Annotated in this window: 20 protein-coding genes; 9 read left to right on the top strand and 11 right to left on the bottom strand. The window is 63.2% G+C overall.

Features of this window, described 5'->3' with window-relative positions; all coding sequences use genetic code 11:
• Position 1: 1 nt before the first annotated feature.
• The 5 genes from G568_RS0102250 to G568_RS0102230 are packed head-to-tail and all read right to left on the bottom strand — an operon-like array spanning position 2 to position 5,451.
• Positions 2–1,159, bottom strand: a complete 1,158-nt coding sequence (locus G568_RS0102250) for an acyl-CoA dehydrogenase family protein (RefSeq protein WP_026756524.1) — start codon at positions 1,157–1,159, stop codon at positions 2–4.
• The gene (locus G568_RS0102245) at positions 1,159–1,974 is read right to left on the bottom strand and encodes an enoyl-CoA hydratase family protein (RefSeq protein ID WP_026756523.1); all 816 of its coding nucleotides are present in this window, start codon (positions 1,972–1,974) and stop codon (positions 1,159–1,161) included. The genes G568_RS0102250 and G568_RS0102245 overlap by 1 nt, the downstream gene beginning before the upstream one ends.
• Positions 1,971–2,420: a MarR family winged helix-turn-helix transcriptional regulator gene (locus G568_RS0102240; RefSeq protein ID WP_026756522.1), complete on the bottom strand. Its 450-nt coding sequence runs from the start codon at positions 2,418–2,420 to the stop codon at positions 1,971–1,973. The genes G568_RS0102245 and G568_RS0102240 overlap by 4 nt, the downstream gene beginning before the upstream one ends.
• Positions 2,417–3,160, bottom strand: a complete 744-nt coding sequence (locus G568_RS0102235; RefSeq protein WP_026756521.1) for an SDR family NAD(P)-dependent oxidoreductase — start codon at positions 3,158–3,160, stop codon at positions 2,417–2,419. The genes G568_RS0102240 and G568_RS0102235 overlap by 4 nt, the downstream gene beginning before the upstream one ends.
• On the bottom strand, positions 3,157–5,451 hold the full coding sequence (locus tag G568_RS0102230) for a bifunctional salicylyl-CoA 5-hydroxylase/oxidoreductase (protein WP_026756520.1): 2,295 nt from the start codon (positions 5,449–5,451) through the stop codon (positions 3,157–3,159). The genes G568_RS0102235 and G568_RS0102230 overlap by 4 nt, the downstream gene beginning before the upstream one ends.
• A gap of 303 nt (positions 5,452–5,754) precedes the next feature.
• On the opposite strand from G568_RS0102230, the gene G568_RS0102225 reads away from it, so the two are divergent.
• The 5 genes from G568_RS0102225 to G568_RS0102205 all read left to right on the top strand — a co-directional run bounded on the left by G568_RS0102225 (position 5,755) and on the right by G568_RS0102205 (position 9,589).
• The gene (locus tag G568_RS0102225; RefSeq protein ID WP_026756519.1) at positions 5,755–6,255 is read left to right on the top strand and encodes a type III secretion system chaperone family protein; all 501 of its coding nucleotides are present in this window, start codon (positions 5,755–5,757) and stop codon (positions 6,253–6,255) included.
• A gap of 41 nt (positions 6,256–6,296) precedes the next feature.
• Complete coding sequence (proC, locus tag G568_RS0102220) at positions 6,297–7,112, top strand: pyrroline-5-carboxylate reductase (RefSeq protein ID WP_026756518.1); 816 nt, start codon at positions 6,297–6,299, stop codon at positions 7,110–7,112.
• On the top strand, positions 7,105–7,443 hold the full coding sequence (locus G568_RS0102215; protein ID WP_026756517.1) for a tRNA-binding protein: 339 nt from the start codon (positions 7,105–7,107) through the stop codon (positions 7,441–7,443). Before proC ends, G568_RS0102215 begins: the two co-directional genes overlap by 8 nt.
• Complete coding sequence (locus tag G568_RS0102210) at positions 7,443–8,396, top strand: 2-hydroxyacid dehydrogenase (protein ID WP_026756516.1); 954 nt, start codon at positions 7,443–7,445, stop codon at positions 8,394–8,396. The genes G568_RS0102215 and G568_RS0102210 overlap by 1 nt, the downstream gene beginning before the upstream one ends.
• A 71-nt stretch (positions 8,397–8,467) precedes the next feature.
• On the top strand, positions 8,468–9,589 hold the full coding sequence (locus tag G568_RS0102205) for a beta-ketoacyl-ACP synthase III (RefSeq protein ID WP_026756515.1): 1,122 nt from the start codon (positions 8,468–8,470) through the stop codon (positions 9,587–9,589).
• A 34-nt stretch (positions 9,590–9,623) separates the two neighbouring features.
• Here G568_RS0102205 and aspS read toward each other — a convergent pair whose 3' ends face one another.
• Complete coding sequence (gene aspS, locus G568_RS0102200; RefSeq protein WP_026756514.1) at positions 9,624–11,402, bottom strand: aspartate--tRNA ligase; 1,779 nt, start codon at positions 11,400–11,402, stop codon at positions 9,624–9,626.
• 225 nt (positions 11,403–11,627) lie between these two features.
• Between aspS and G568_RS0102195 the strand changes: the two genes are divergently transcribed.
• Complete coding sequence (locus G568_RS0102195) at positions 11,628–12,872, top strand: SAM-dependent methyltransferase (protein WP_026756513.1); 1,245 nt, start codon at positions 11,628–11,630, stop codon at positions 12,870–12,872.
• Positions 12,873–12,881: 9 nt separating this feature from the next.
• Here the strand turns inward: G568_RS0102195 and G568_RS0102190 are convergent, their stop codons facing one another.
• Both G568_RS0102190 and G568_RS0102185 read right to left on the bottom strand, forming a co-directional pair.
• Positions 12,882–13,532, bottom strand: coding sequence for an aminotransferase class IV family protein (locus G568_RS0102190; protein ID WP_026756512.1), 651 nt, complete (start codon positions 13,530–13,532; stop codon positions 12,882–12,884).
• Entirely contained in the window at positions 13,493–14,626 is a 1,134-nt protein-coding gene (locus G568_RS0102185) for an aminodeoxychorismate synthase component I (protein ID WP_084627303.1), read from the bottom strand. The genes G568_RS0102190 and G568_RS0102185 overlap by 40 nt, the downstream gene beginning before the upstream one ends.
• A 197-nt stretch (positions 14,627–14,823) precedes the next feature.
• On the opposite strand from G568_RS0102185, the gene carB reads away from it, so the two are divergent.
• From carB to G568_RS0102170, 3 genes are all read left to right on the top strand, one after another.
• On the top strand, positions 14,824–18,114 hold the full coding sequence (gene carB / locus G568_RS0102180) for a carbamoyl-phosphate synthase large subunit (RefSeq protein WP_026756510.1): 3,291 nt from the start codon (positions 14,824–14,826) through the stop codon (positions 18,112–18,114).
• Between the two features lie 107 nt (positions 18,115–18,221).
• Positions 18,222–18,626 carry a methylmalonyl-CoA epimerase gene (mce, locus tag G568_RS0102175; RefSeq protein WP_026756509.1) on the top strand — a complete coding sequence of 135 codons (405 nt, stop codon included), beginning with the start codon at positions 18,222–18,224 and terminating at the stop codon, positions 18,624–18,626.
• Positions 18,626–18,904 carry a DUF1467 family protein gene (locus tag G568_RS0102170; protein WP_026756508.1) on the top strand — a complete coding sequence of 93 codons (279 nt, stop codon included), beginning with the start codon at positions 18,626–18,628 and terminating at the stop codon, positions 18,902–18,904. The genes mce and G568_RS0102170 overlap by 1 nt, the downstream gene beginning before the upstream one ends.
• 16 nt (positions 18,905–18,920) lie before the next feature.
• Here the strand turns inward: G568_RS0102170 and G568_RS0102165 are convergent, their stop codons facing one another.
• Genes G568_RS0102165 through G568_RS0102155 form a run of 3 tightly spaced genes read right to left on the bottom strand, consistent with a single transcriptional unit; the run spans position 18,921 to position 21,352 of the window.
• Positions 18,921–19,634 carry an EI24 domain-containing protein gene (locus G568_RS0102165; RefSeq protein ID WP_026756507.1) on the bottom strand — a complete coding sequence of 238 codons (714 nt, stop codon included), beginning with the start codon at positions 19,632–19,634 and terminating at the stop codon, positions 18,921–18,923.
• Positions 19,619–20,197: a nitroreductase family protein gene (locus tag G568_RS0102160; protein WP_026756506.1), complete on the bottom strand. Its 579-nt coding sequence runs from the start codon at positions 20,195–20,197 to the stop codon at positions 19,619–19,621. Before G568_RS0102160 ends, G568_RS0102165 begins: the two co-directional genes overlap by 16 nt.
• A gap of 21 nt (positions 20,198–20,218) precedes the next feature.
• Positions 20,219–21,352 carry a class II histone deacetylase gene (locus G568_RS0102155; RefSeq protein ID WP_026756505.1) on the bottom strand — a complete coding sequence of 378 codons (1,134 nt, stop codon included), beginning with the start codon at positions 21,350–21,352 and terminating at the stop codon, positions 20,219–20,221.
• Between the last annotated feature and the right edge of the window lie 81 nt (positions 21,353–21,433).

Genomic DNA, 21,433 nt, shown 5'->3' with positions numbered 1-21,433 from the left:
TCTATCCTCCCTGGTAGGCGGCAAGTGTCTGACGCGCGATGACGATCCGCTGCACGTCCGAGGCCCCCTCGTAGATGCGCAGCGAGCGGATGTCGCGGTAGAGCCGTTCCACCGTTTCCCCCGATTTGACGCCGTCGCCGCCATGCAATTGAACGGCGCGGTCGATCACCTTCTGCGCCTGTTCCGTCGAAAACAGCTTGGCCATTGCGGCCTCGCGCGTGATCCGGTCGGCGCCGCTATCCTTGGCCCATGCGGCGCGGTAAACGAGCAGGGCGCTTGCATCGACATCGAGGGCCATGTCCGCGATGTGCCCCTGGACCATCTGCAGATCGGCCAGCGGCGCGCCGCCGACCTGCCGCGTGCCCACGCGGTCGAGGGCTTCGTCCAGCGCGCGCCGCGCAAAGCCAAGTGCCGCCGCCGCCACTGTCGAGCGGAACACGTCCAACACCGACATCGCGATGCGGAATCCCGCGCCTTGCGTGCCGATCAGGGCCGAGGAAGGCACGCGGCAGCCGTCAAAACGCAGCCTTGCCAGCGGGTGCGGCGCGATGGTTTGCAGCCGCTCGGCCACCTCAAGGCCCGGCGTGTCGGCGGGCACTATGAACGCCGAAAGCCCGCGCGCGCCCGGCGCGTCGCCCGTGCGTGCGAACACGGTATAGACATCGGCGATGCCGCCGTTCGATATCCACGTCTTTTCGCCATCAAGCACGTAGTCGTCGCCGTCGCGCGTCGCGGTCATGGTAGAGTTCGCCACGTCCGATCCCGATTGCGGTTCGGTCAGGGCAAACGCCGCGATGGCCTGTCCGCTGCGGGTAAGGGGCAGCCATCGCGATTTTTGTGCGTCCGTCCCAAAAAGCGAAATCGCCCCTGTGCCCAACCCCTGCATGGCAAAGGCGAAATCGGCCAGCCCGTCATGGCGCGCCAGCGTTTCGCGGGTCAGGCACAGGGCGCGCACGTCGAAGGCCTCGCCGGTCTCGGCGGCGGTGGGGCGCAGCCACCCGCCTTGCCCAAGGCGCGAAACGAGATCGCGGCAGGCGGCATCGGCGTCGCCGTGATCGATCGCGCCCATGCTGCCTTGCGCCCATGCATCGAGATCGTGCGCCAGCGTCTTGTGCGCGGGTGTGAGGAAAGGCCAGTCGAGAAAGGATTTATCCGCCATCAGTCGCCCTTGAATTCCGGTGTTGCCCGGGCCGCGAAGGCGCGGTAGGCGCGCTCGAAATCACCTGTTTGCATGCAGATGGCCTGCGCCTGTGCCTCGGCCTCGATGGCCTGCTCAAGGCCCATGTTCCATTCCTGGTTCAGCTGCGTTTTGGTGATGCCGTGGGCAAAGGTGGGGCCGGCGGCAAGGCGCTCGGCCAATGTGCGCGCGGCGTCATTCAGTGCCTCTTCGGTCGGGTGCACGGCGTTCCAGAAACCCCATGTATGGCCTTCAGTCGCGCTCATGCTGCGCCCGGTATAAAGCAGCTCTGCCGCGCGGCCTTGCCCGATGATGCGCGGCAGCATCGCGCAGGCCCCCATGTCGCAACCGGCCAGCCCGACGCGGGTGAACAGGAAGGCGCATTTCGCCTGCTCAGATGCCAGCCGCATGTCCGAGGCCATCGCGATGATCGCGCCCGCGCCCACGCAGATACCGTCGACGGCGGCGATCACGGGTTTGCTGCATCCGATCATGGCCTTTACCAAGTCCCCGGTCATTCGCGTGAACGCCAGCAGCTCCTTCATGTCCATATCCACCAGCGGACCGATGATTTCGTGCACGTCGCCGCCAGAGCAGAAATTGCCGCCGTTGGAGGCAAATATTACCACATCGACATCGGTGGCATAGGGCAGGGCGCGGAAAGTGTCACGCAGCTCGGCATAGCTGTCAAAGGTGAGGGGGTTCTTGCGGTCGGGGCGGGTCAGGCGGATCGTGGCGATCCGGTCCTTGACCTGCCAGTCGAAATGCTCCGGTTTCAGTGGGGCGAGTTCGGTCATTGCGAGGGTCCTTCCATACGGCGGATGATGGTGCGCATCATGTCAAGCTCGTCATGCCCGAGATTGGCAAACAGTTTGTCCACTTCCGCCTCGTGCGCGCGGGCAAGGACGGCGAAGCGGTCGCGTCCGGCATCGGACAGGGTGACATGTTTGACGCGGCGATCGGTTTCGCTGGCCACGCGTATGGCCAGCCCGTCCTGTTCCAGCCGGTCCACCACGGCGGTTGCGTTGCCGTTGGAGACAAGCAGCTTCTGGCTCAACTCGCTCATCTTCATCGGCTTGTCGGCGCGATAGAGCGCGGCCATGACGTCGAACCTTGGCAGGGTGGTGTCGCATTCCGCCCGCAGGAATTCACGCAGGTGGTTTTCGGCGCCGCGGGTCAGCCGAAGGATGCGCAGCCATGTGCGCAGGCGGCGGCGGGTGAGCGGGGCGGTTTGCTCGGTCATACTTCGCCCCCCGCAATTGCGATTGCCTGCCCGTTGATCCCCTCGCTGCCCGGACCGCATAGCCAAAGCGCTGCGGCGGTCACTTCGGCGGGCTGGATCAGGCGTTTTTGCGGGTTGTGGGCGGCAAGGGCGGTGCGGGCCTCGTCCGCGCTTTTGCCGGTCTTTTCCATGATGTTGTGGATCGAGCGATCGGTCATCTCGGTGTCCAAAAAACCGGGGCAGAGCGCGTTCGCGGTGATATCGCTTTTGGCCAGTTCGAGAGCCAGCGCGCGGGTCATGCCCACGACGCCATGTTTCGCGGCGGCGTAGGGCGCGACATATGCGTAGCCCTTGAGGCCCGCCGTCGAGGCGACGGAAATCAGCCGCCCCCACCCCGGCATTTGCGACAATCCCGCGCGCAGCGTTAGGAATACGCCGGTCAGGTTCACGGCCATCATGGCGTTCCAATGATCCAGCGTGGTGTGTTTGAACGGCGCGCTTTCGGCCGCTCCGGCGTTCGCGATGACGATGTCCACCGGGCCGGCGCTTTCGAAAAGCGAGGCGACTTGCGCCTCATTCGTTATATCGGTTGGGATGGCGCGGATCGCGGCATTGCCTTCGGCCACGGCGTTTAGGGGCTCTGGCCGTCGGCCCGCGATGATGACTTGGGAAGCCCCCGCAGCGGCGAAGCCGCGCGCGAGGTCGGCGCCTACGCCGCTGCCGCCGCCGGTGATCAATACGCGTGTGCCCTCCACGGTCATACTCGGATCGCCTCCTGCGCTTTCTCTTGCAATCGGTAAGCCTGATCGCGCCCGGCGAGGTAGGGGGCGGGCCAATACACATCGGTGTCGCCAAGGGAAACGGCGGCGTGCAATGTCCAGTACGGATCGGACAGGTGCGGCCGTGCAAGGCAGACCAGATCGGCGCGCCCCGCCATCAGGATCGAGTTGACATGGTCGATTTCGAAGATGTTGCCGACGGCCATGGTCGGCATGTCCAGCTCATTGCGAATCCGGTTGGAAAACGGCGTTTGGAACATGCGCCCATACACCGGGCGGGCATCGGGGCTGGTTTGTCCGGCCGACACGTCGATGATGTCGGCGCCAGCGGAGCGGAACATGGCGGCGATTTCGACCGCGTCTTGCGGCGTGATGCCGTCCGCGTCCAGCCAATCGTTGGCCGAAATGCGCACGGACATCGGCTTGTCCTCAGGCCAGGCCGCGCGCATCGCTTCAAACACTTCGAGCGGGTAGCGCATGCGGTTTTCGAGGCCCCCACCATACGCATAGGTACGTTGGTTCGAGATCGGAGAGATGAACGACGACAGCAGATAGCCGTGCGCGGCGTGCAGCTCGATCATGTCGAAGCCCGCACGCTCTGCCATCTCGGCGCTTGCGACGAACTGATCGCGAACCTCGTCCATCTCGGCGCGGGTGATCTCGCGCGGTGTCGCGTTTCGCGGCGACCACGGGATCGGCGAGGCCGAGACGATATCCCAGTTGCCGTCGGGCAGGGGGGCATCCATTTCCTCCCAGCCGAGCTGTGTTGATCCCTTGCGCCCCGAGTGCCCGATCTGGCAGCAGATGCGCGCACGCGTCTCGGCGTGCACGAAATCGGTCAGGCGGGTCCAGGCCGCTTCGTGCTCGGGGGCATACAGACCGGGGCAACCGGGGGTGATCCGCCCTTCCGGGCTGACGCAGGTCATTTCGGTATAGACCAGTCCGGCGCCGCCCTTCGCGCGTTCGGCGTAGTGGACGAAGTGCCAATCGGTCGGGCAGCCGTCGACCGCCTTGTATTGCGCCATGGGCGATACGACGACGCGGTTTTCCAGCGTCATGCCGCGCAACTGGTAGGGCGCGAACATGGGCGCGCGCACGGGGGCATCCTCGGGCACGCCGGCCTGTGTCTGGAACCACCGCTCGGCCGTTTTTACCCATTCAGGGTCGCGCAAGCGCAGGTTTTCATGGCTTATCCGCTGCGAGCGGGTGAGCAGGTTATAGGTGAACTGGATCGGGTGCTGATCAAGATAGCGCTCGACCTCCTCGAACCATTCCAGCGAATTGCGTGCCGCGGATTGCAGGCGCAGCACCTCGAGGCGGCGCTCTTCTTGATACCGCTCAAAGGCGCGCTCCATCGTCGGTTCCGAGTGTAGGTAATCGGCCAGTGCAATGGCGCTGTCAAAGGCAAGGCGGGTCCCGGACCCGATGGAAAAATGCCCGGTGGCTGCCGCATCGCCCATCAGGACCACGTTTTCATGATACCACTTCTCGCAGATGACTCGCGGGAAGTTCATCCAGACCGCCGAGCCGCGCAGGTGCTCTGCGTTCGACATCAACTCGTGCCCGCCGAGGTGCTTTTCGAACACCTTGCGGCAGGTTTCGACGGTTTCTTCCTTGCTCATGTGTTCAAAGCCGAAATCGTCCCATGTGCGTTGCAGGCATTCGACGATGAAGGTCGCGGTATTGTCGTCGAACTGGTAGACATGCGCCCACATCCAGCCGTGCTCGGTCTTCTCGAAAATGAACGTGAACGCGTCATCGAATTTCTGATGGGTGCCCAGCCAGACAAACTTGCACAGGCGGGTGTCGATATCGGGGCGAAAGATGTCTTCGTATTCGTTGCGGACCCTCGAGTTGATCCCGTCGGCGGCGACGACAAGGTCATATTCCTTGCGGTATTCCTCGGCTCCCTTGAATTCTGTCTCGAAGCGCATCTCGACGCCCAGTTCGCGCGCGCGCTGTTGCAGAATGATAAGCATCCGCTTGCGCCCGATGCCGGCAAAGCCGTGCCCGCCCGATACGGTGCGAACGCCGTTGTGCTCGACCGCGATGTCGTCCCAATAGGCGAACTGATCACGGATTTCCTGTGTGCTTTTGGGATCGTTCCGTTGCATGCGGTCCAGCGCATCATCGGATAGGACGACTCCCCAGCCGAATGTATTGTTCGCGGCGTTGCGCTCAAGCACGGTCACGTCATGCGCGGGGTCGCGCAGCTTCATGCTGATTGCGAAGTAAAGGCCCGCCGGACCGCCTCCGAGGCACAGGATTCGCATTATGTCATCTCCCTCAGCGCGATTGCGTCGGGTGCAGGGTGTCACGAGCGATTATTAATTTCAAGCTTGAAGCTTCAAGTTTGAAATTAATATGGTGGTGCTGTCAGGGGGTCCATATCCTGTGCGGCCTTGGGAACTATCCACAACTTAATGTCATGTTCACCAAAGTTTAGCTTTACACGCTTCACCTCGCATAGCACCATATCTGGTATAGAGGACTGGCACATAGTGCCGGTTTTGAGCAGGCACCTAGCGCTTGGGGCGCTGCCAGCCCCGGACGCTACAAACAAATGAGGTGGCGCAGTGGCCCTGTCAGAGCAGTTCGTGGAAGAAGATATCCACCCCATCGACATCGTTGAACACATTGCCGAGCATCATAGCTGGGAATTCGACCGCCTGGGCGATGATCAGATCGCCATGGCCGTCGAAGGGCAATGGCGCACCTATTCCATCACTCTTGCCTGGTCGGGATTCGATGAAACCCTACGCATGATCTGTACCTTCGAAATGGAGCCGCCCGAGGATCGGGTGCTTGCACTCTACGAGACGCTCAACGCTGTCAACGATCAGTGCTGGGCGGGCGCGTTCAGCTTTTGGGCGGCGCAGCAGCTGATGGTGTATCGCTATGGCCTGGTGCTGAGCGGTGGGCAGGTTGCCTCGCCCGAGCAAATCGACACGATGATCAGCGCCGCGGTTCTGAGTTCCGAGCGGTACTATCCTGCGCTGCAATTGGTGGTCTGGGGTAATCAACGTCCCGAGCAGGCGATCGAGGTCGCCATTGCAGAGGCTTACGGGCGCGCATAAAACAGTCCCCGACCGGAGTCGGAATTCAGGGAGGGGACCCCATGAACATGGAATATCTTGCAAAGCACGGATTGGTTTTGCTGGGATGCGGCAAGATGGGTTCGGCCATGTTGGAGGGGTGGCTGAATGATGGCCTCCCCCCGAGCAGCGTCTGGGTGATTGATCCGTCGCCGTCCGATTGGCTTGGTGGCACGGGCGTGCACTTGAATGCGGAATTGCCGGCGCGGCCCGCGATTGCCCTGATCGCGGTCAAGCCGCAGATGATGGGCGACGCCTTGCCCGCGTTGGTCCGGATGGGGGGCGGCGACACCGTGTTCCTATCGGTCGCGGCGGGAACGCCGATCGCGACCTACGAGGAGGTTCTCGGCGCCAATACGCCGGTCATCCGCGCAATGCCCAACACGCCCGCCGCCGTCGGGCGCGGGATCACCGCCATCGTCGGGAACAGCCACGTGGATGCGGATCAAATGGACCTGGCCGAACAGTTGCTTGGCGCGGTGGGGCAGGTGGTGCGCCTTGATAATGAGGCGCAGATGGATGCCGTGACCGGGGTGTCCGGATCGGGGCCGGCCTATGTTTTTCACATGATCGAGACACTCGCGGCGGCCGGAGAGGCCGAGGGGCTTTCGCCGGACCTGGCGATGCAACTGGCCAAGGCCACCGTGGCAGGGGCAGGCGCCCTGGCCGAGGCGGCAGACGAGACGCCGACGCAATTGCGGATCAACGTCACCAGCCCGAACGGGACGACGCAGGCGGCGCTCAAGGTGCTCATGGACGAAGAGGGCGGCTTTCCCGCCCTGTTGCGCCGGGCGGTGAAGGCGTCCGCAGATCGCTCGCGGGAATTGGCAAATGGCTGAAATCACGTTTGACGACTTCCTGGCCGTGGATATTCGCGTTGGCCGGATCACGCGGGCCGAGCCGTTTCCCGAGGCGCGGACGCCTGCGATCAAGCTATGGATCGATTTCGGCGCGGACCTCGGGGAGAAAAAGACCTCGGCGCAGATAACCGATCTCTATGCGCCGGACGAGTTGCCGGGCCGTCAGGTGATGGCCGTGGTGAATTTCCCGCCGCGCCAGATCGGCCCGTTCATGTCGGAAGTTCTGGTTCTGGGGGCCGCCGACGCGGAGGGCCGTATCGTTCTGGTGGGTCCTGATGAGGACGTGCCATGTGGCGCGCGGATGCATTGATGCCCAAGGTCTTGATCACGCGCCCGATGCCTGAAAGCGTTGCCAACGCGGCCTATGACGCTTTTGATGCCGAGATACGCGACAGTACTGCGCCGATGTCCGTCTACGAGATGCGCGCGGCGCTTGCCCTTTATGATGGGGTGATGCCGACGCTTGGCGATGCCTTCGATGCCGGGGTGCTTGACGAGTTTGACACGCCACGTTGTCGGATCCTGGCCAATTTCGGGGTTGGATACAATCACATCGACGCCAAGGCCGCCGCGGCGCATGGTATTACCGTCACCAACACGCCCGGCGCGGTGACGGACGCGACGGCCGATATCGCCATGACGCTGATGCTGATGAGCGCGCGCCGCGCGGCCGAGGGCGAGCGGCTTGTGCGTGCGGGCCGGTGGGAAGGGTGGCACCCGACCCAGATGCTTGGGCTGCACCTGACGGGCAAGACGGTCGGTATTGTCGGAATGGGCCGCATCGGGCAGGCGATTGCACGGCGGTGCCACTACGGGTTCGGCATGGACGTTGTTTTCGTGAACCGCTCGCCGCGCGACGTGGATTTCCCCGCCGATCAACTGGATGGCCTGCATGATCTGGCGGCCCGGGCCGATGTGGTGGTGATCGCGACGCCGGGTGGCGCCGAGACGCATCACCTGATTGGCCGGGACGTGTTGTCGGCGATGAAACCGAGCGCGCATCTGGTCAATATCTCGCGCGGTGACGTGGTGGACGAGGCCGCCCTGATCGAAGCGCTGCAGGCTGGCGAGATCGCTGGCGCGGGGCTGGATGTGTATGAGCACGAGCCAACCGTGCCCGAGGCGCTGCGCGTGGCCGACAATGTCACGCTGCTGCCGCATCTGGGGACCGCCGCATTGGAAGTGCGCGAGGCGATGGGACGCATGGCGTTGGACAACCTGAGCGCGTTTTTCGAGGGAAAAGAGCCGCCGAACCGGGTTTGAAACGGTCGCGGCCTTGACCTGCGCGGCGTGGTTGGGTGATCTGGAACATCACCAGTTGACGGAGCTTTCCCATGCATCAACCCGCCATCACAGGCAGCGGCGTGTTCACCCCGCCCGAGGTTATTACCAACGCCGAACTGGTCGAGGCGTTCAATGCCTATGCCGACCTGATGAACGCGCGCAACGCCGAGGCCATCGCCGCGGGCGAGATGGAGCCTATGGAGCATTCCTCGACCGGGTTTATCCTCAAGGCATCGGGGATAGAGCAGCGCCACGTTCTTGAAAAAGAGGGGATTCTGGACCCCCACCGGATGTATCCGCATTTCCGACAGCGCAGCGATGAAGAGCCGGGCCTGATGACCGAGATCGCGATGGAGGCGTGCAGTAACGCCCTTGCACAGGCCGGGCGCAGGGGCGCCGAGATCGACCTTGTCATTTGCGCCGCCTCGAACATGGAGCGGGCCTATCCCGCCATCGCCATCGAAATCCAGAAGGAGCTGGGCGCAGGGGGCTTTGCGTTCGATGTGAACGTGGCCTGTTCGTCGGCCACCTTCGGGATACAGGCCGCAGCCGACATGATCCGCACCGGATCGGTGCGCCGGGCAATCGTGGTCAACCCCGAGATCACGTCCGGCCACCTAGAATGGCGCGACCGCGACTGCCATTTCATCTTTGGCGACGTCTGCACCGCCACCGTGATCGAGCGGGCGGAGGAGGCGCAGGGCGCGCATTTCCTTGTCCGCTCGACCCGCTGTGCGACGGAGTTTTCCAACAACATCCGCAACAACAACGGTTTCTTGCGCCGCACCCGCCCAGATGGCATGGCCGATCGGCGCGATATGCAGTTCATGCAAAACGGGCGCAAGGTATTCAAGGAGGTGGTGCCGATGGTATCGGCCCATATCGGTGCGCACCTGCATGATGAGGGCGTCGCCGCGGACGACATTCGCCGGCTGTGGCTGCATCAGGCCAACAAGGGCATGAATGACATGATCGGGCGCAAGGTGCTGGGCCGGGTGCCCGAGCCGGGCGAGCAACCCAATATCCTGCAGGATTACGCCAACACGTCCTCGGCCGGGTCGATCATCGCGTTCTCGCAGAACTCCGATGACCTGGTGGCAGGCGATATCGGACTGATCTGCTCGTTCGGGGCGGGGTATTCCGTGGGCTCGGTCCTGGTGGAGCGGGCCTGAGCGCGCCGCACCCTCAGGCGCGGCGCGCGTCTTGTTACTTGTCCTGTTCGATAACGCGCAGCGACAGTTCCATAAGCTGATCGCTGGACGCCTCTGACGGGGCGTTCATCATCAAGTCTTCGGCGCGCTGGTTCATCGGGAACATGATGACCTCGCGGATGTTCGACTGATCAGCCAGCAGCATCACCATCCGGTCGATCCCGGCGGCGCAGCCCCCATGCGGGGGGGCGCCGTATTGGAAGGCGTTGACCATCGCGCCGAACCGCTTGCGCACCTCGTCCTCGCCATAGCCGGCGATCTCGAACGCCTTGAACATGATGTCGGGGCGATGGTTTCGCACGGCGCCCGATACCAGTTCCGAACCGTTGCAGCTCAGGTCATACTGGAACCCCAGCACCTCCAGCGGATCGCCTTCAAGCGCCTCCATCCCGCCTTGCGGCATGGAAAACGGGTTGTGTTCAAAGTCGATGACGCCGGTTTCCTCGTCCCGCTCGAAGATCGGGAAATCGACGATCCAGGCAAAGGCGAACCGCTCGGTATCGGTCAGGCCCTGCTCGGCGCCGATGACGTCGCGCGCCTTGGCGGCGACGGGCTCGAACGCCTTGGGCTTGCCACCCAGGAAAAACGCCGCGTCGCCCACGCCAAGGTCAAGTTGCTGGCGGATCGCCTCGGTCCGCTCGGGGCCGATGTTTTTGGCCAGCGGGCCGGCGGCTTCCATGCCGTCGCCCTGATCGCGCCAGAAGATATACCCCATCCCCGGCAGGCCCTCTTTCTGGGCGAACGCGTTCATGCGGTCGCAGAACTTGCGGCTGCCGCCCCCCGGCGCGGGGATGGCGCGGATTTGCGTGCCATCCTGTTCCAGCAGCTTGGCGAAGATGGCAAAGCCCGAGCCGCGAAAATGCTCGCTCACGTCCTGCATCTTGATCGGGTTGCGCAGGTCCGGCTTGTCCGTGCCATACCACAGCGCGGCGTCGCGGTAGCTGATCTGCTGCCACTCGGTATCGACGCGGCGGCCCTTGGCAAACTCTTCGAACACGCCCTGGATCACCGGCTGGATGGTGTCGAACACGTCTTGCTGCGTGGCGAAGGACATTTCCATGTCGAGCTGGTAGAAATCGGTCGGTGAACGGTCGGCACGCGGGTCTTCATCGCGAAAGCACGGTGCGATCTGGAAATACTTGTCGAAGCCCGACACCATGATCAGCTGCTTGAACTGCTGCGGCGCCTGCGGCAACGCGTAGAACCGGCCCGGGTGCAGGCGCGACGGCACGAGAAAGTCGCGCGCGCCTTCGGGGCTGGACGCGGTGATGATCGGGGTCTGGTATTCGCGAAACCCCTGATCCCACATGCGGCGGCGGAGAGAGGCGACGACATCGCTACGCAGCTTCATGTTCTCCTGCATTGCTTCGCGGCGCAGGTCCAGGTAACGATAGCGCAGGCGGGTTTCCTCGGGGTATTCCTGATCGCCGAACACCTGGAGCGGCAACTCGGCCGCTGCGCTGAGCACTTCGAGATCGCGGATGTATACCTCGATCTCGCCGGTGGGGATCTTGGGGTTGACCAGATCCGCATCGCGGGCCTTCACTTCGCCGTCGATACGGATGCACCATTCCGAACGCAGTTCTTCCGCGGCGGCGAATACGGAACTGTCGGGGTCGCACAGCACCTGCGTCATTCCGTAGTGATCGCGCAGGTCGATGAACAGAAGGCCGCCGTGATCCCGGATGCGATGCACCCAACCCGACAGGCGAACGGTTTCGCCGACATGCGACTTGGTCAAATCGGCGCAGGTATGGCTGCGATAGCTGTGCATGATGTCCTCTCTGATCCCCGGTCGCGGGGCTTGAATGCGTCCGCGCCGATACACCTTGCCGCGCGGACAAAGTCAAGGGTGCGGCCGGGGCATGGCTTGAAACCGTTTACAAGTGGGGGATTTTTGGTCAAGATTCCCTTTAACAAAAATGCTTCCCGATCAAGGGGGGCAGGGGTGTGGATCATCGGGCAGGCGTTTGAAGTGGGCGCAAGAAGGGGATGAACCATGTGGACAGGGGCTTTTGATCGGCTTCTCAGCCATGTCATTCGCGAGGGTAATCTGGCGATTACCGATGCTGATGGTCAAACTCGCAGCTACGGAGATGGCGCCGGTGAGAAGGTGCACATTACGCTGAAGGACCCGAATTTGCCGCGGCGCATCATCCTGTCGCCGGATATGGCCGTGAGCGAGGCCTATATGGACGGGCAGTTGATCATCGAAAACGATGATCTGCACGGGTTTCTGGACCTGGTGATCCGCAATATCGCGCAGCAGGGGATGCCCTGGTTTCAGCGACCCTTTCAAATGGGGCGCCACGCCCTGCGCCGATTGGCGCAATTCAATCCGATGCCGCGGGCGCGCAGCAATGTGGCGCATCACTACGATCTGTCGCGCGAGTTGTATGACCTGTTCCTGGACGAGGACCGGCAGTATTCCTGTGCCTATTTCCCGCGGCCCGGCATGACGCTGGACCAGGCGCAAGAGGCCAAGAAGGCGCATATCGCGGGCAAGCTATTGATTGAGCCGGGCATGCGCGTTCTGGATATCGGCTGTGGCTGGGGCGGTATGGCCCTGACGCTGGCGCGCGATTTCGGTGCGCGCGTGACCGGCGTGACCTTGTCGCGCGAGCAGCATGCCCTTGCCACCGAGCGGGCTCAAAAGGCCGGGTTGAGCGACCGCGTCGATTTTCGACTGACGGATTACCGAGAGGTCGAAGGGCAGTTTGATCGCGTTGTATCAGTGGGTATGTTCGAGCATGTCGGGATTCCACACTACGCCGAGTATTTTCAAAACGTGCGCGAGCGGTTGACCGATACCGGCATCGCGCTGATCCACACGATTGGCCGCTCGGCGCCCCCGGGGATCACGAGCCCGTGGATCGCCAAGTACATCTTCCCCGGCGGTTATGTTCCCGCGATGTCCGAGGTCGTTCCGCATATTGAGCGGCAGGACATGTATGCCACCGATATAGAGATCTGGCGCCTGCACTACGCGGAAACCTTGCGGCATTGGTATGATCGGTTCATGGCGAATATCGACAAGGCCCGCGCCCTTTACGATGACCGTTTCTGCCGGATGTGGCGCTATTACCTCGTCGCGAGCGAACTGACGTTCCGCCTGAACCGGCAGGTGGTGTTCCAGTTCCAGCTGTCCAAGGTACAAGACAGCGTACCGCTGACGCGCGACTATCTCTATCGCGTAAACTCCGGCCAAGCGACGCAGCCGGTTTCCGGGGCCGCAGCGGGGTAAGCGGTGCGTTCAGGCCAGCTCCGCCCGGATGAGACCACGCAGCGAATTGCCAAGCCATATCGCCTGTGCATGATGCAGGTCGCGGGGGTGCAGAGCCGCCACGCGCGCCCGGCCTCCCTCCAGTAGCTCCTGGCGCAACACGCCCGGCAGCACCCCGCTCGATCGCGGCGGCGTCAGCAGACCATCCTCGGTTTCGACAAACAAGTTGGTGATCGTGCCTTCGCAAAGCGCGCCCGTCTCGTTGCAAAACAACATCTCATCAATGCCGGCGGGCATGGCCGCGCGCCAATGATCGTAAAGCGCGCGCTGCGTGGTCTTTACGCTCAGCCATGGATCGCCGGACCATACTGTGTCGGGCGCGATTGCCACTCGCCAACTTTGGCGGGCAGGGGGCATGGCCGCCTGTTGCAAAGCAATCTTGCCATCGGGCGCCACCGCCAACCGCAGGCGTAGCGGCTGTGACCCGGAAACACCCGCAAGCAGATGCGCCGCCTGTTCGCGGTCAAAGGCAATGCCCAACCTGGCACAGGTTTGCGTCATTCGGTCCAGATGCCGATCAAGCCGGCGCACGCAGTCGCCCGGCGCATGGCCGAGCGTCTCGATCACCCTGAAGTCTGTGCTCAGCCCATCGGGGAAAGTGTCGCGAAACGCGCTTTCCATAGCGCTTCCTCATATTCGGCTATGGCGGTGCTGTCATGCACGACACCGCCCCCTACGTTGAAACGGACCTGTCCATCGGGCCACACGACCATGGTGCGGATCGCGACGTTGAACGACATCTGCCCGCTTGGTGCAACCCACCCGATGGCCCCACAATAGACATCGCGCGCGTGGAGTTCCAGTTCCGAGATGATCTGCATCGCCCTGATCTTGGGGGCGCCCGTGACCGACCCGCAGGGAAACAGTGCCGTCATCAGATCGGCCAGCCCCAGCCGCGTGTGCACACGTGCGCGCACAAGCGATGTCATCTGGTGGACGGTGGCATAGGACTCGATGGTGAACAGCGCCGGTACCCGCACCGATCCGGGCTCTGCCACGCGGGAGATGTCGTTGCGCAGCAGGTCCACGATCATAAGGTTTTCCGCGCGGTTCTTCTCGGATGCCTCCAGCCAATCACGCCGGGAGCTATCTTCGGCCTTGTCCTTGCCGCGCGCCACGGTGCCCTTCATGGGGCGTGTTTCGATCCAGCCATCCGAATCGATGCGAAAGAACAATTCGGGCGAGCGCGACAGGATCGCCGGCCCGCCAAGATCGACATAGGCGCCATGCCCGACGGGCTGACGCGCACGCAGCCGCGCATAGAGCGCCAGTGGGTCACCCGTGGCATGCGCATGCATCGGAAAGGTTAGGTTGACCTGATAGGTGTCGCCGGCGCTGATCCTCGCCTGAACTTTGTCGAAAGCGTGCGAATATGTCCCCAGATCCCATTCCGGTACCGTAGGGCTGAGCTCTGCCGGGGAAGTCGGTAGCGGATACCTCGCCGCCGGTTCGGGCGCGTCGAACACGCCCACCTGCACGAGCGGCAGATCGCGCCGCGCGGGCATCAGAGGCGCCAGCCGTGCCTCGGTGGCGTATCCCGCCTCGTAGCTGATGTAACCGGCCAGCCATAGCCCGCTGCTACGCGCCCGCTCCATTGCGGCCCAGGCGGCGGGCAACTCGTCGGGGGTGTCGGCACGGATGACATCGCGCGGCGATGCAAAGACGGACCCGCCTTGCAGCAGCCCCTCGTCGAACATGATCATGCCTTTGGACATGGCCGCCCCCACCGTGCGATATCGTGCACTTGCGGCTACGTCCTGATTGCGCCGCGTGCAACCGGCAAACCCGGCACATTGGGATGAATTTGCGCCTTGAACCGGCGCTGCAGAAAGATATAACCCACGACAATTTGCGACGGGGGGCGAGTCAGCCCTCCGTTTGATGCTGCCCGCATGAAACAAGAGGTTGCCCCATGCCCAAACGCACCGATATTTCCTCGATCATGATCATCGGCGCCGGGCCCATCATCATTGGCCAGGCCTGCGAGTTCGACTACTCCGGTGCGCAGGCCTGCAAGGCGCTTCGGGAAGAGGGGTATCGCGTGATCCTCGTCAACTCGAACCCCGCGACGATCATGACCGACCCGGGAATGGCCGATGCCACCTATATCGAGCCGATCACCCCCGAGGTGGTTGCCAAGATCATCGAAAAGGAACGCCCCGATGCGCTTTTGCCCACGATGGGCGGTCAGACGGGGCTGAACACCTCGCTGGCGCTGGCCGACATGGGCGTGCTGGAGAAGTTCAACGTCGAGTTGATCGGCGCCAAGCGTGAAGCCATCGAGATGGCCGAGGACCGCAAGCTCTTCCGCGAGGCGATGGACCGGCTGGGCATCGAGAACCCCAAGGCCACCATCGCCAACAACATGGATGAATGCATGGCCGCGCTGGAGCATGTCGGCCTGCCGGCGATCATCCGGCCCGCCTATACCCTGGGCGGCACCGGGGGCGGCGTGGCCTATAACCGCGATGATTATGAGCATTACTGCCGCTCGGGGCTGGATGCATCGCCGGTCAGCCAGATCCTGATCGACGAGTCGCTGCTGGGGTGGAAGGAATATGAAATGGAGGTGGTGCGCGACACCGCTGACAACGCGATCATCGTGTGCTCGATCGAGAACGTCGATCCCATGGGCGTGCATACTGGCGACTCGATCACCGTGGCGCCGGCGCTGACGCTCACGGACAAGGAATACCAGATCATGCGCACGCACTCGATCAACGTGCTGCGCGAGATCGGGGTGGAGACCGGCGGCTCGAACGTTCAATGGGCGGTGAACCCCGATGATGGCCGCATGGTGGTGATCGAGATGAACCCGCGGGTGTCGCGCTCTTCGGCGCTGGCGTCCAAGGCGACGGGCTTTCCGATCGCCAAGATCGCCGCGAAACTTGCCGTCGGGTACACGCTTGATGAGTTGGACAACGACATCACCAAGGTGACGCCAGCGAGCTTTGAGCCGACCATCGACTATGTCGTCACCAAGATCCCGCGCTTTGCCTTCGAGAAATTTGCCGGCTCCGAGCCGGTCCTGTCCACGGCGATGAAATCGGTGGGCGAGGCGATGTCGATAGGTCGCACCATCCACGAAAGCCTGCAAAAGGCGTTGGCCAGCATGGAAACCGGCCTGTCGGGGTTTGACGAGATCGAGATCGAAGGCGCACCGGAAAAGGCCGCGGTGGTGCGGGCGCTATCGCTGCGCTCGCCCGACAGGTTGCGCGTGATCGCGCAGGCCATGCGCCATGGGCTAAGCGATGACGACATCCAGGCCGTGACCCAGTATGACCCCTGGTTCCTGGCCCGCATCCGCGAGATCGTCGAAGCCGAGGAAGACGTGCGCCGTGACGGCCTGCCGGTGACCGAGGAGGGCTTGCGTGCGCTCAAGATGATGGGCTTTACCGATGCGCGTCTTGGCGTGCTGACCGGCCGGAGCGAGGCCAACGTGCGCCGCGCGCGCCAGAACCTGGGCGTGACGGCGGTATTCAAACGCATTGATACCTGCGCCGCCGAGTTCGAGGCGCAGACGCCTTACATGTATTCCACCTACGAGGCCCCCGCCATGGGTGACGTGGAATGCGAGGCGCGCCCGAGCGAGCGCAAGAAAGTCGTGATCCTTGGGGGCGGCCCCAACCGGATCGGGCAGGGGATCGAGTTCGACTACTGCTGCTGCCACGCCTGTTTCGCGCTGACCGATGCGGGCTATGAGACGATCATGGTCAACTGCAACCCCGAGACGGTCAGCACCGATTACGACACGTCGGACCGTTTGTATTTCGAGCCGCTGACCTTCGAGCACGTGATGGAGATCCTGCGGGTTGAGCAGGAGAAAGGCACCCTGCACGGCGTGATCGTGCAATTCGGCGGGCAGACGCCTCTGAAGCTGGCCAACGCGCTCTACGAGGAAGGCATTCCGATCCTGGGTACCACGCCTGACGCCATTGACCTTGCCGAGGATCGCGAGCGGTTTCAGCAGATGGTGAACAAGCTCAACCTCAAGCAGCCCCGCAACGGCATCGCCAGCAGCGATGCACAGGCCCTCGCCATCGCCGACGAGATCGGCTTCCCGCTGGTGATCCGGCCATCTTACGTTCTGGGCGGCCGCGCGATGGAAATCGTGCGCGACATGGCGCACCTTGAGCGGTACATCAAGGAGGCGGTGATCGTTTCCGGTGACAGTCCCGTGCTGCTCGATAGCTACCTTGCCGGGGCCGTGGAAATGGACGTGGACGCGCTCAGCGATGGCAAGACCGTGCACGTCGCCGGCATCATGCAGCACATCGAAGAGGCCGGCGTGCATTCGGGCGACAGTGCCTGTTCCTTGCCGCCCTATTCGCTGCCCGCGGACCTGATCGAAGAGGTCAAGCGCCAGACAGAAGCGCTGGCGCTGGAGCTGGGGGTCGTCGGCCTGATGAACGTGCAGTTCGCGGTCAAGGACGGTGTTGTTTACCTGATCGAGGTGAACCCCCGCGCCAGCCGGACGGTTCCTTTCGTGGCAAAAGCCACCGACAGCGCCATCGCCTCGATCGCGGCGCGCCTGATGGCGGGCGAACCTATGGAGGCCTTCGCGCACCGCGCACCCTATCCGGCCAATGCCCGCCCCGGCGAGATCCCGATGGCCGACCCGATGACGCTGGCAGATCCGATGATGCCGTGGTTCTCGGTCAAGGAGGCGGTTCTGCCCTTCGCGCGCTTCCCCGGTGTGGATACGATCTTGGGGCCTGAAATGCGCTCGACCGGCGAGGTGATGGGCTGGGATCTGTCGTTCCCCCTGGCGTTTCTCAAGGCGCAGCTCGGGGCGGGCAACACCCTCCCCAGCGACGGACGGGTGTTCATTTCGATCCGCGATGCCGACAAGACCGTGCAAATGGTCGAAACGGCGCGTTTGTTGATCGAGATGGGCTTTTCCATCGTGGCGACACGCGGAACCGCCGCTTGGCTGAGCGAAAACGGTGTCGCCTGCGATCAGGTCAACAAGGTTTTCGAAGGCCGTCCCAACATCGTCGATATGCTCAAGAACGGAGATATCGCGCTGGTCATGAACACCACCGAGGGCGCGCAGGCGGTCGAAGACAGCCGGGATATCCGCTCGGTCGCGCTGTATTCCAAGATCCCCTATTTCACCACCGCCGCTGGATCATTGGCCGCCGCACAGGCCATGAAGGCGCGTGAGGCCGGGGAGATGACGGTGCAGAGCCTTCAGGGGTAAGTGGCGGCGGCGCGGATCGCTTCAAGGGGCGCGGATGTGTCCGCTTGTCCTGTGGCGCCCGCCGCCCCATAACAAGGGCAACGAAATCGTCACGTAAGGAGCCTGCCATGATCGGCCGCCTGAACCATGTCGCAATCGCCGTCCCGGACCTTGAGGCGGCGATGGAGCAATATCGCGGCGCCCTTGGCGCAAAGGTGGGCGCGCCGCAGGATGAACCCGATCACGGGGTGACCGTGGTTTTCATCGAACTGCCCAACACCAAGATCGAGCTGCTTTACCCGCTTGGCGATGACAGCCCGATCAACGGGTTCCTGGACAAGAACCCGGCGGGCGGTATTCACCACATGTGCTATGAGGTGGAGGACATCTCGGCGGCGCGCGATCAGCTTTTGCAAAGCGGTGCGCGCGTCCTGGGCAGCGGCGAGCCGAAGATCGGTGCGCATGGGAAGCCGGTGCTATTCCTGCACCCAAAGGATTTCCAAGGCTGCTTGATCGAGCTGGAGCAGGTCTGATGGGTATTACATCGGGCATAGTCCTTTATGCAGTGATCTGGTTCATGACGTTTTTCGTCGCCATCCCGATACGCCTGAAAACCCAAGGCGAGGACGGCGAAGTTGTCCCAGGAACCCACGCGGGCGCCCCGGCGGTTCACCAGCTCAAGAAAAAGGCGATCATCACGACCGTGGTCGCCTTCGTCATCTGGGCAGTGATCGCGGCGATCATCTTGTCGGGCGTCATATCGATCCGCGATATCGACATGTTCAACCGCATGGGCGGGCCTGCGGGCTGAGGCTTGGCCGCATGTGCTAGGCCGATTTCCCCGCCTTGCGCAGCCCGTGATAAATGTGTGTGAAACTGGCGGCACCCAGTATGGGGATAAGCAGGTTCATGATCGGTATCGTCAGCGGCACAGCCATCAAAATGCCCGCCACCCAGATCGTCAGGCTGTTTTCGCGCATCATTTGCCGCGCGCCCGCGCGGCCCTCGCGGCGCATCGCGACCAGCGTGAAATATTCCCGCCCCAGAAGATAGCCGTTCATGCCATAGAAGATGAACGGCGTTAGCGGGCTGAATATCGCGTAAAGAAACAGTGCCATGATGTTCGCGCCGATCAACACGCCAAGGAAACCGATCGTGTCGCGCAGGGCCTCGCCAAAGGGAACCGGCTTGGCCGGCGGAAGGTGCGCATAGTGCCGATCCTCGACCGCATCCGCGACATCCTCGAGAAACATGGATGTTATGGCCGAGGCTACCGGGATCATCAGAAAGATCGACAACGCCAGCATGGCGAACACGCTTGTCCAGCTCAGTAGATCGCCAAGCCATGTGACCGGGCCGAGCAGGGGCAAAGTGACCTCGGGGCCGAACGCCCATCGCAGTAGGACGAACACCGCCGCGCTGGCGCCGACCAGCAGCGCCAGCGTCAAGACGATCCCCAACAGCAGAACCCTACGAAAGCGCGCATCGCCCAACTGTCCAAGCGTGCGCATGAACGCCGATAGGATCACTCCGAAAGCCATGTCACTACCTCTTTGGGGTTGGGGCGGGGGCGGTTTGGGGGGGTGGTTGTTTCGGTGCCGATGTGAACGAAGCCCGTTAACCTTTCGTGCGGGGCCAGGCCCAGTGATTCGGTCAGGAACAGCGAATCATGGGCGGGCCAGCCGGTGAGCCAGTTCGCCCCCCAACCTGACGCGAGCGCCGCGTTCAGAAGCGATAAACACACGGCGGCGGCGGAATTCAACTGCTCGATCTCGGGGACCTTGTCGGACGGTTTGGGCGCGGCAACGACCGCGACCGTCAGGGGGCTGTCCGCAAATTGCCCGGCGCCCTTGTCGATGTCCCGCTCGGACAGGCCAAGCGCGGCGCCGCGCGCCCGTGCCGCCGCTGCCAGCCGATCGAGCGCGCCGCGCTCGATCACGATCAGGCGCCACGGCTCAAGCTTGCCGTGATCGGGGCTGCGCAGGGCCGCGCGCAGGATCGGCTCAAGCGCCGCGCGATCCGGCCCCGGTGCGGTCAGCGTCTTGGCCGGGCGTGACCGACGGGACAGGAGAAACGCCATCGCGGCGGGATCGGGTGCGGGCATGTGCGAGTTTCCAAATTTATATCAATTGCTTGCGTCATTGTAGAACGGCATCATCAGCAACTCCGACGCCATTTCGCCGATCAATTCGCTGATATAGGTGTCGAACCGCGCATCGGGTTGCCGCGCCGCCACGGTCTCGGCCATCGGGTCGGGCGCGGTTGCGGTGCTGCCGGCCAGTTCTTCAATCGCCGCGTGCCCGCAGAAGGGGGCGTAGGCCTCGGAATAGCCGCCCTCGTGGACCATGACCATCCGCCCGTCGCACAGGTCATTTGCGCTTTGTTTGACCATGGCAGTCATCTGGCGGAAGGTGTCGGCGGTGGCCATCATCCGGCCCAGCGGATCAAAGGCGCAGGCGTCATAGCCGCTGGCGACGATGATCACGTCCGGCCGGTAAATGCCCAGAACCGGGCAGATAATCCGCTCCATCACTTCCATGTAGCTGAAATGCCCCGGGCCGGGTGGAAGCGGGATGTTGAGGTTGTATCCGTCGCCAGCGCCTTCGCCCCGGTGGCCGAGGTGGCCGGTGTCCAGCGGATAGTTCCGATCCTGGTGCACCGAGATGGTCAGAACATCGTCGCGCTCGTAATAGATCGCCTCGGTGCCGTTGCCATGATGCACGTCCCAATCGATCACGGCGACGCGGTCGGCCAACCCTTGCGCCTTGGCCGCTTCGACGGCGATGGCGATGTTGTTGAGCAGGCAAAACCCGTTGGGCCAGTCCGGCAAGCAATGATGCCCCGGCGGGCGCGACAGGGCATAGGCGTTCTCCAATTCGCCGTTCAGGACCGACAAAAGCGCCTGCTTTGCCAGCCCCGCCGACAGCGCGGCGATCTCGAAACCGCCCTTCAGGAACGGCGTGCGCAAGCCAAGCTCGCCGCCGCCTTCATCCGACATTTTCTTGAATTTATTCAAGAATTCCTCTGGATGAACGCGGGCCAGATCCTCCCACGTGGCGGGGCTTGCGCTGCGGCACTCAAGCTCGGCGCTCAGGCCGGTGACATCCATCAGGTTCTTGAGGCGGCGCTTGGCCTCGGGGCCCTCGGGCAGGCCGCCCGCCGATAGCGGCTGCACCAGTCCGCCAAGTGGCAGGGTCAGCGCATAGGCGCCCCCGCCGTGCCAGAAACACTCTTCATCCCAGAAAAATCCGGTTGCCATCAAAGCCTCCCCTTTGGCGTCGGCATTGAATATTCCTGTCCGGCGCGCGAATGTAAACGGGCGAGCGGGGGGAAATGCGCG

Source organism: Sediminimonas qiaohouensis DSM 21189, from assembly GCF_000423645.1.
GTDB classification, from domain to species: Bacteria; Pseudomonadota; Alphaproteobacteria; order Rhodobacterales; family Rhodobacteraceae; genus Sediminimonas; species Sediminimonas qiaohouensis.
This window is presented reverse-complemented; position numbering and strand designations above follow the sequence as displayed.

Coding starts and splice junctions, on each gene's coding strand:
- G568_RS0102250 (WP_026756524.1), bottom strand. CDS start 1,159: ATGGCGGATAAATCCTTTCTCGACTGGCCTTTCCTCACACCCGCGCAC.
- G568_RS0102245 (WP_026756523.1), bottom strand. CDS start 1,974: ATGACCGAACTCGCCCCACTGAAACCGGAGCATTTCGACTGGCAGGTC.
- G568_RS0102240 (WP_026756522.1), bottom strand. CDS start 2,420: ATGACCGAGCAAACCGCCCCGCTCACCCGCCGCCGCCTGCGCACATGG.
- G568_RS0102235 (WP_026756521.1), bottom strand. CDS start 3,160: ATGACCGTGGAGGGCACACGCGTATTGATCACCGGCGGCGGCAGCGGC.
- G568_RS0102230 (WP_026756520.1), bottom strand. CDS start 5,451: ATGCGAATCCTGTGCCTCGGAGGCGGTCCGGCGGGCCTTTACTTCGCA.
- proC (WP_026756518.1), top strand. CDS start 6,297: ATGAACATGGAATATCTTGCAAAGCACGGATTGGTTTTGCTGGGATGC.
- G568_RS0102215 (WP_026756517.1), top strand. CDS start 7,105: ATGGCTGAAATCACGTTTGACGACTTCCTGGCCGTGGATATTCGCGTT.
- G568_RS0102210 (WP_026756516.1), top strand. CDS start 7,443: ATGCCCAAGGTCTTGATCACGCGCCCGATGCCTGAAAGCGTTGCCAAC.
- G568_RS0102205 (WP_026756515.1), top strand. CDS start 8,468: ATGCATCAACCCGCCATCACAGGCAGCGGCGTGTTCACCCCGCCCGAG.
- aspS (WP_026756514.1), bottom strand. CDS start 11,402: ATGCACAGCTATCGCAGCCATACCTGCGCCGATTTGACCAAGTCGCAT.
- G568_RS0102195 (WP_026756513.1), top strand. CDS start 11,628: ATGTGGACAGGGGCTTTTGATCGGCTTCTCAGCCATGTCATTCGCGAG.
- G568_RS0102190 (WP_026756512.1), bottom strand. CDS start 13,532: ATGGAAAGCGCGTTTCGCGACACTTTCCCCGATGGGCTGAGCACAGAC.
- G568_RS0102185 (WP_084627303.1), bottom strand. CDS start 14,626: ATGTCCAAAGGCATGATCATGTTCGACGAGGGGCTGCTGCAAGGCGGG.
- carB (WP_026756510.1), top strand. CDS start 14,824: ATGCCCAAACGCACCGATATTTCCTCGATCATGATCATCGGCGCCGGG.
- mce (WP_026756509.1), top strand. CDS start 18,222: ATGATCGGCCGCCTGAACCATGTCGCAATCGCCGTCCCGGACCTTGAG.
- G568_RS0102170 (WP_026756508.1), top strand. CDS start 18,626: ATGGGTATTACATCGGGCATAGTCCTTTATGCAGTGATCTGGTTCATG.
- G568_RS0102165 (WP_026756507.1), bottom strand. CDS start 19,634: ATGGCTTTCGGAGTGATCCTATCGGCGTTCATGCGCACGCTTGGACAG.
- G568_RS0102160 (WP_026756506.1), bottom strand. CDS start 20,197: ATGCCCGCACCCGATCCCGCCGCGATGGCGTTTCTCCTGTCCCGTCGG.
- G568_RS0102155 (WP_026756505.1), bottom strand. CDS start 21,352: ATGGCAACCGGATTTTTCTGGGATGAAGAGTGTTTCTGGCACGGCGGG.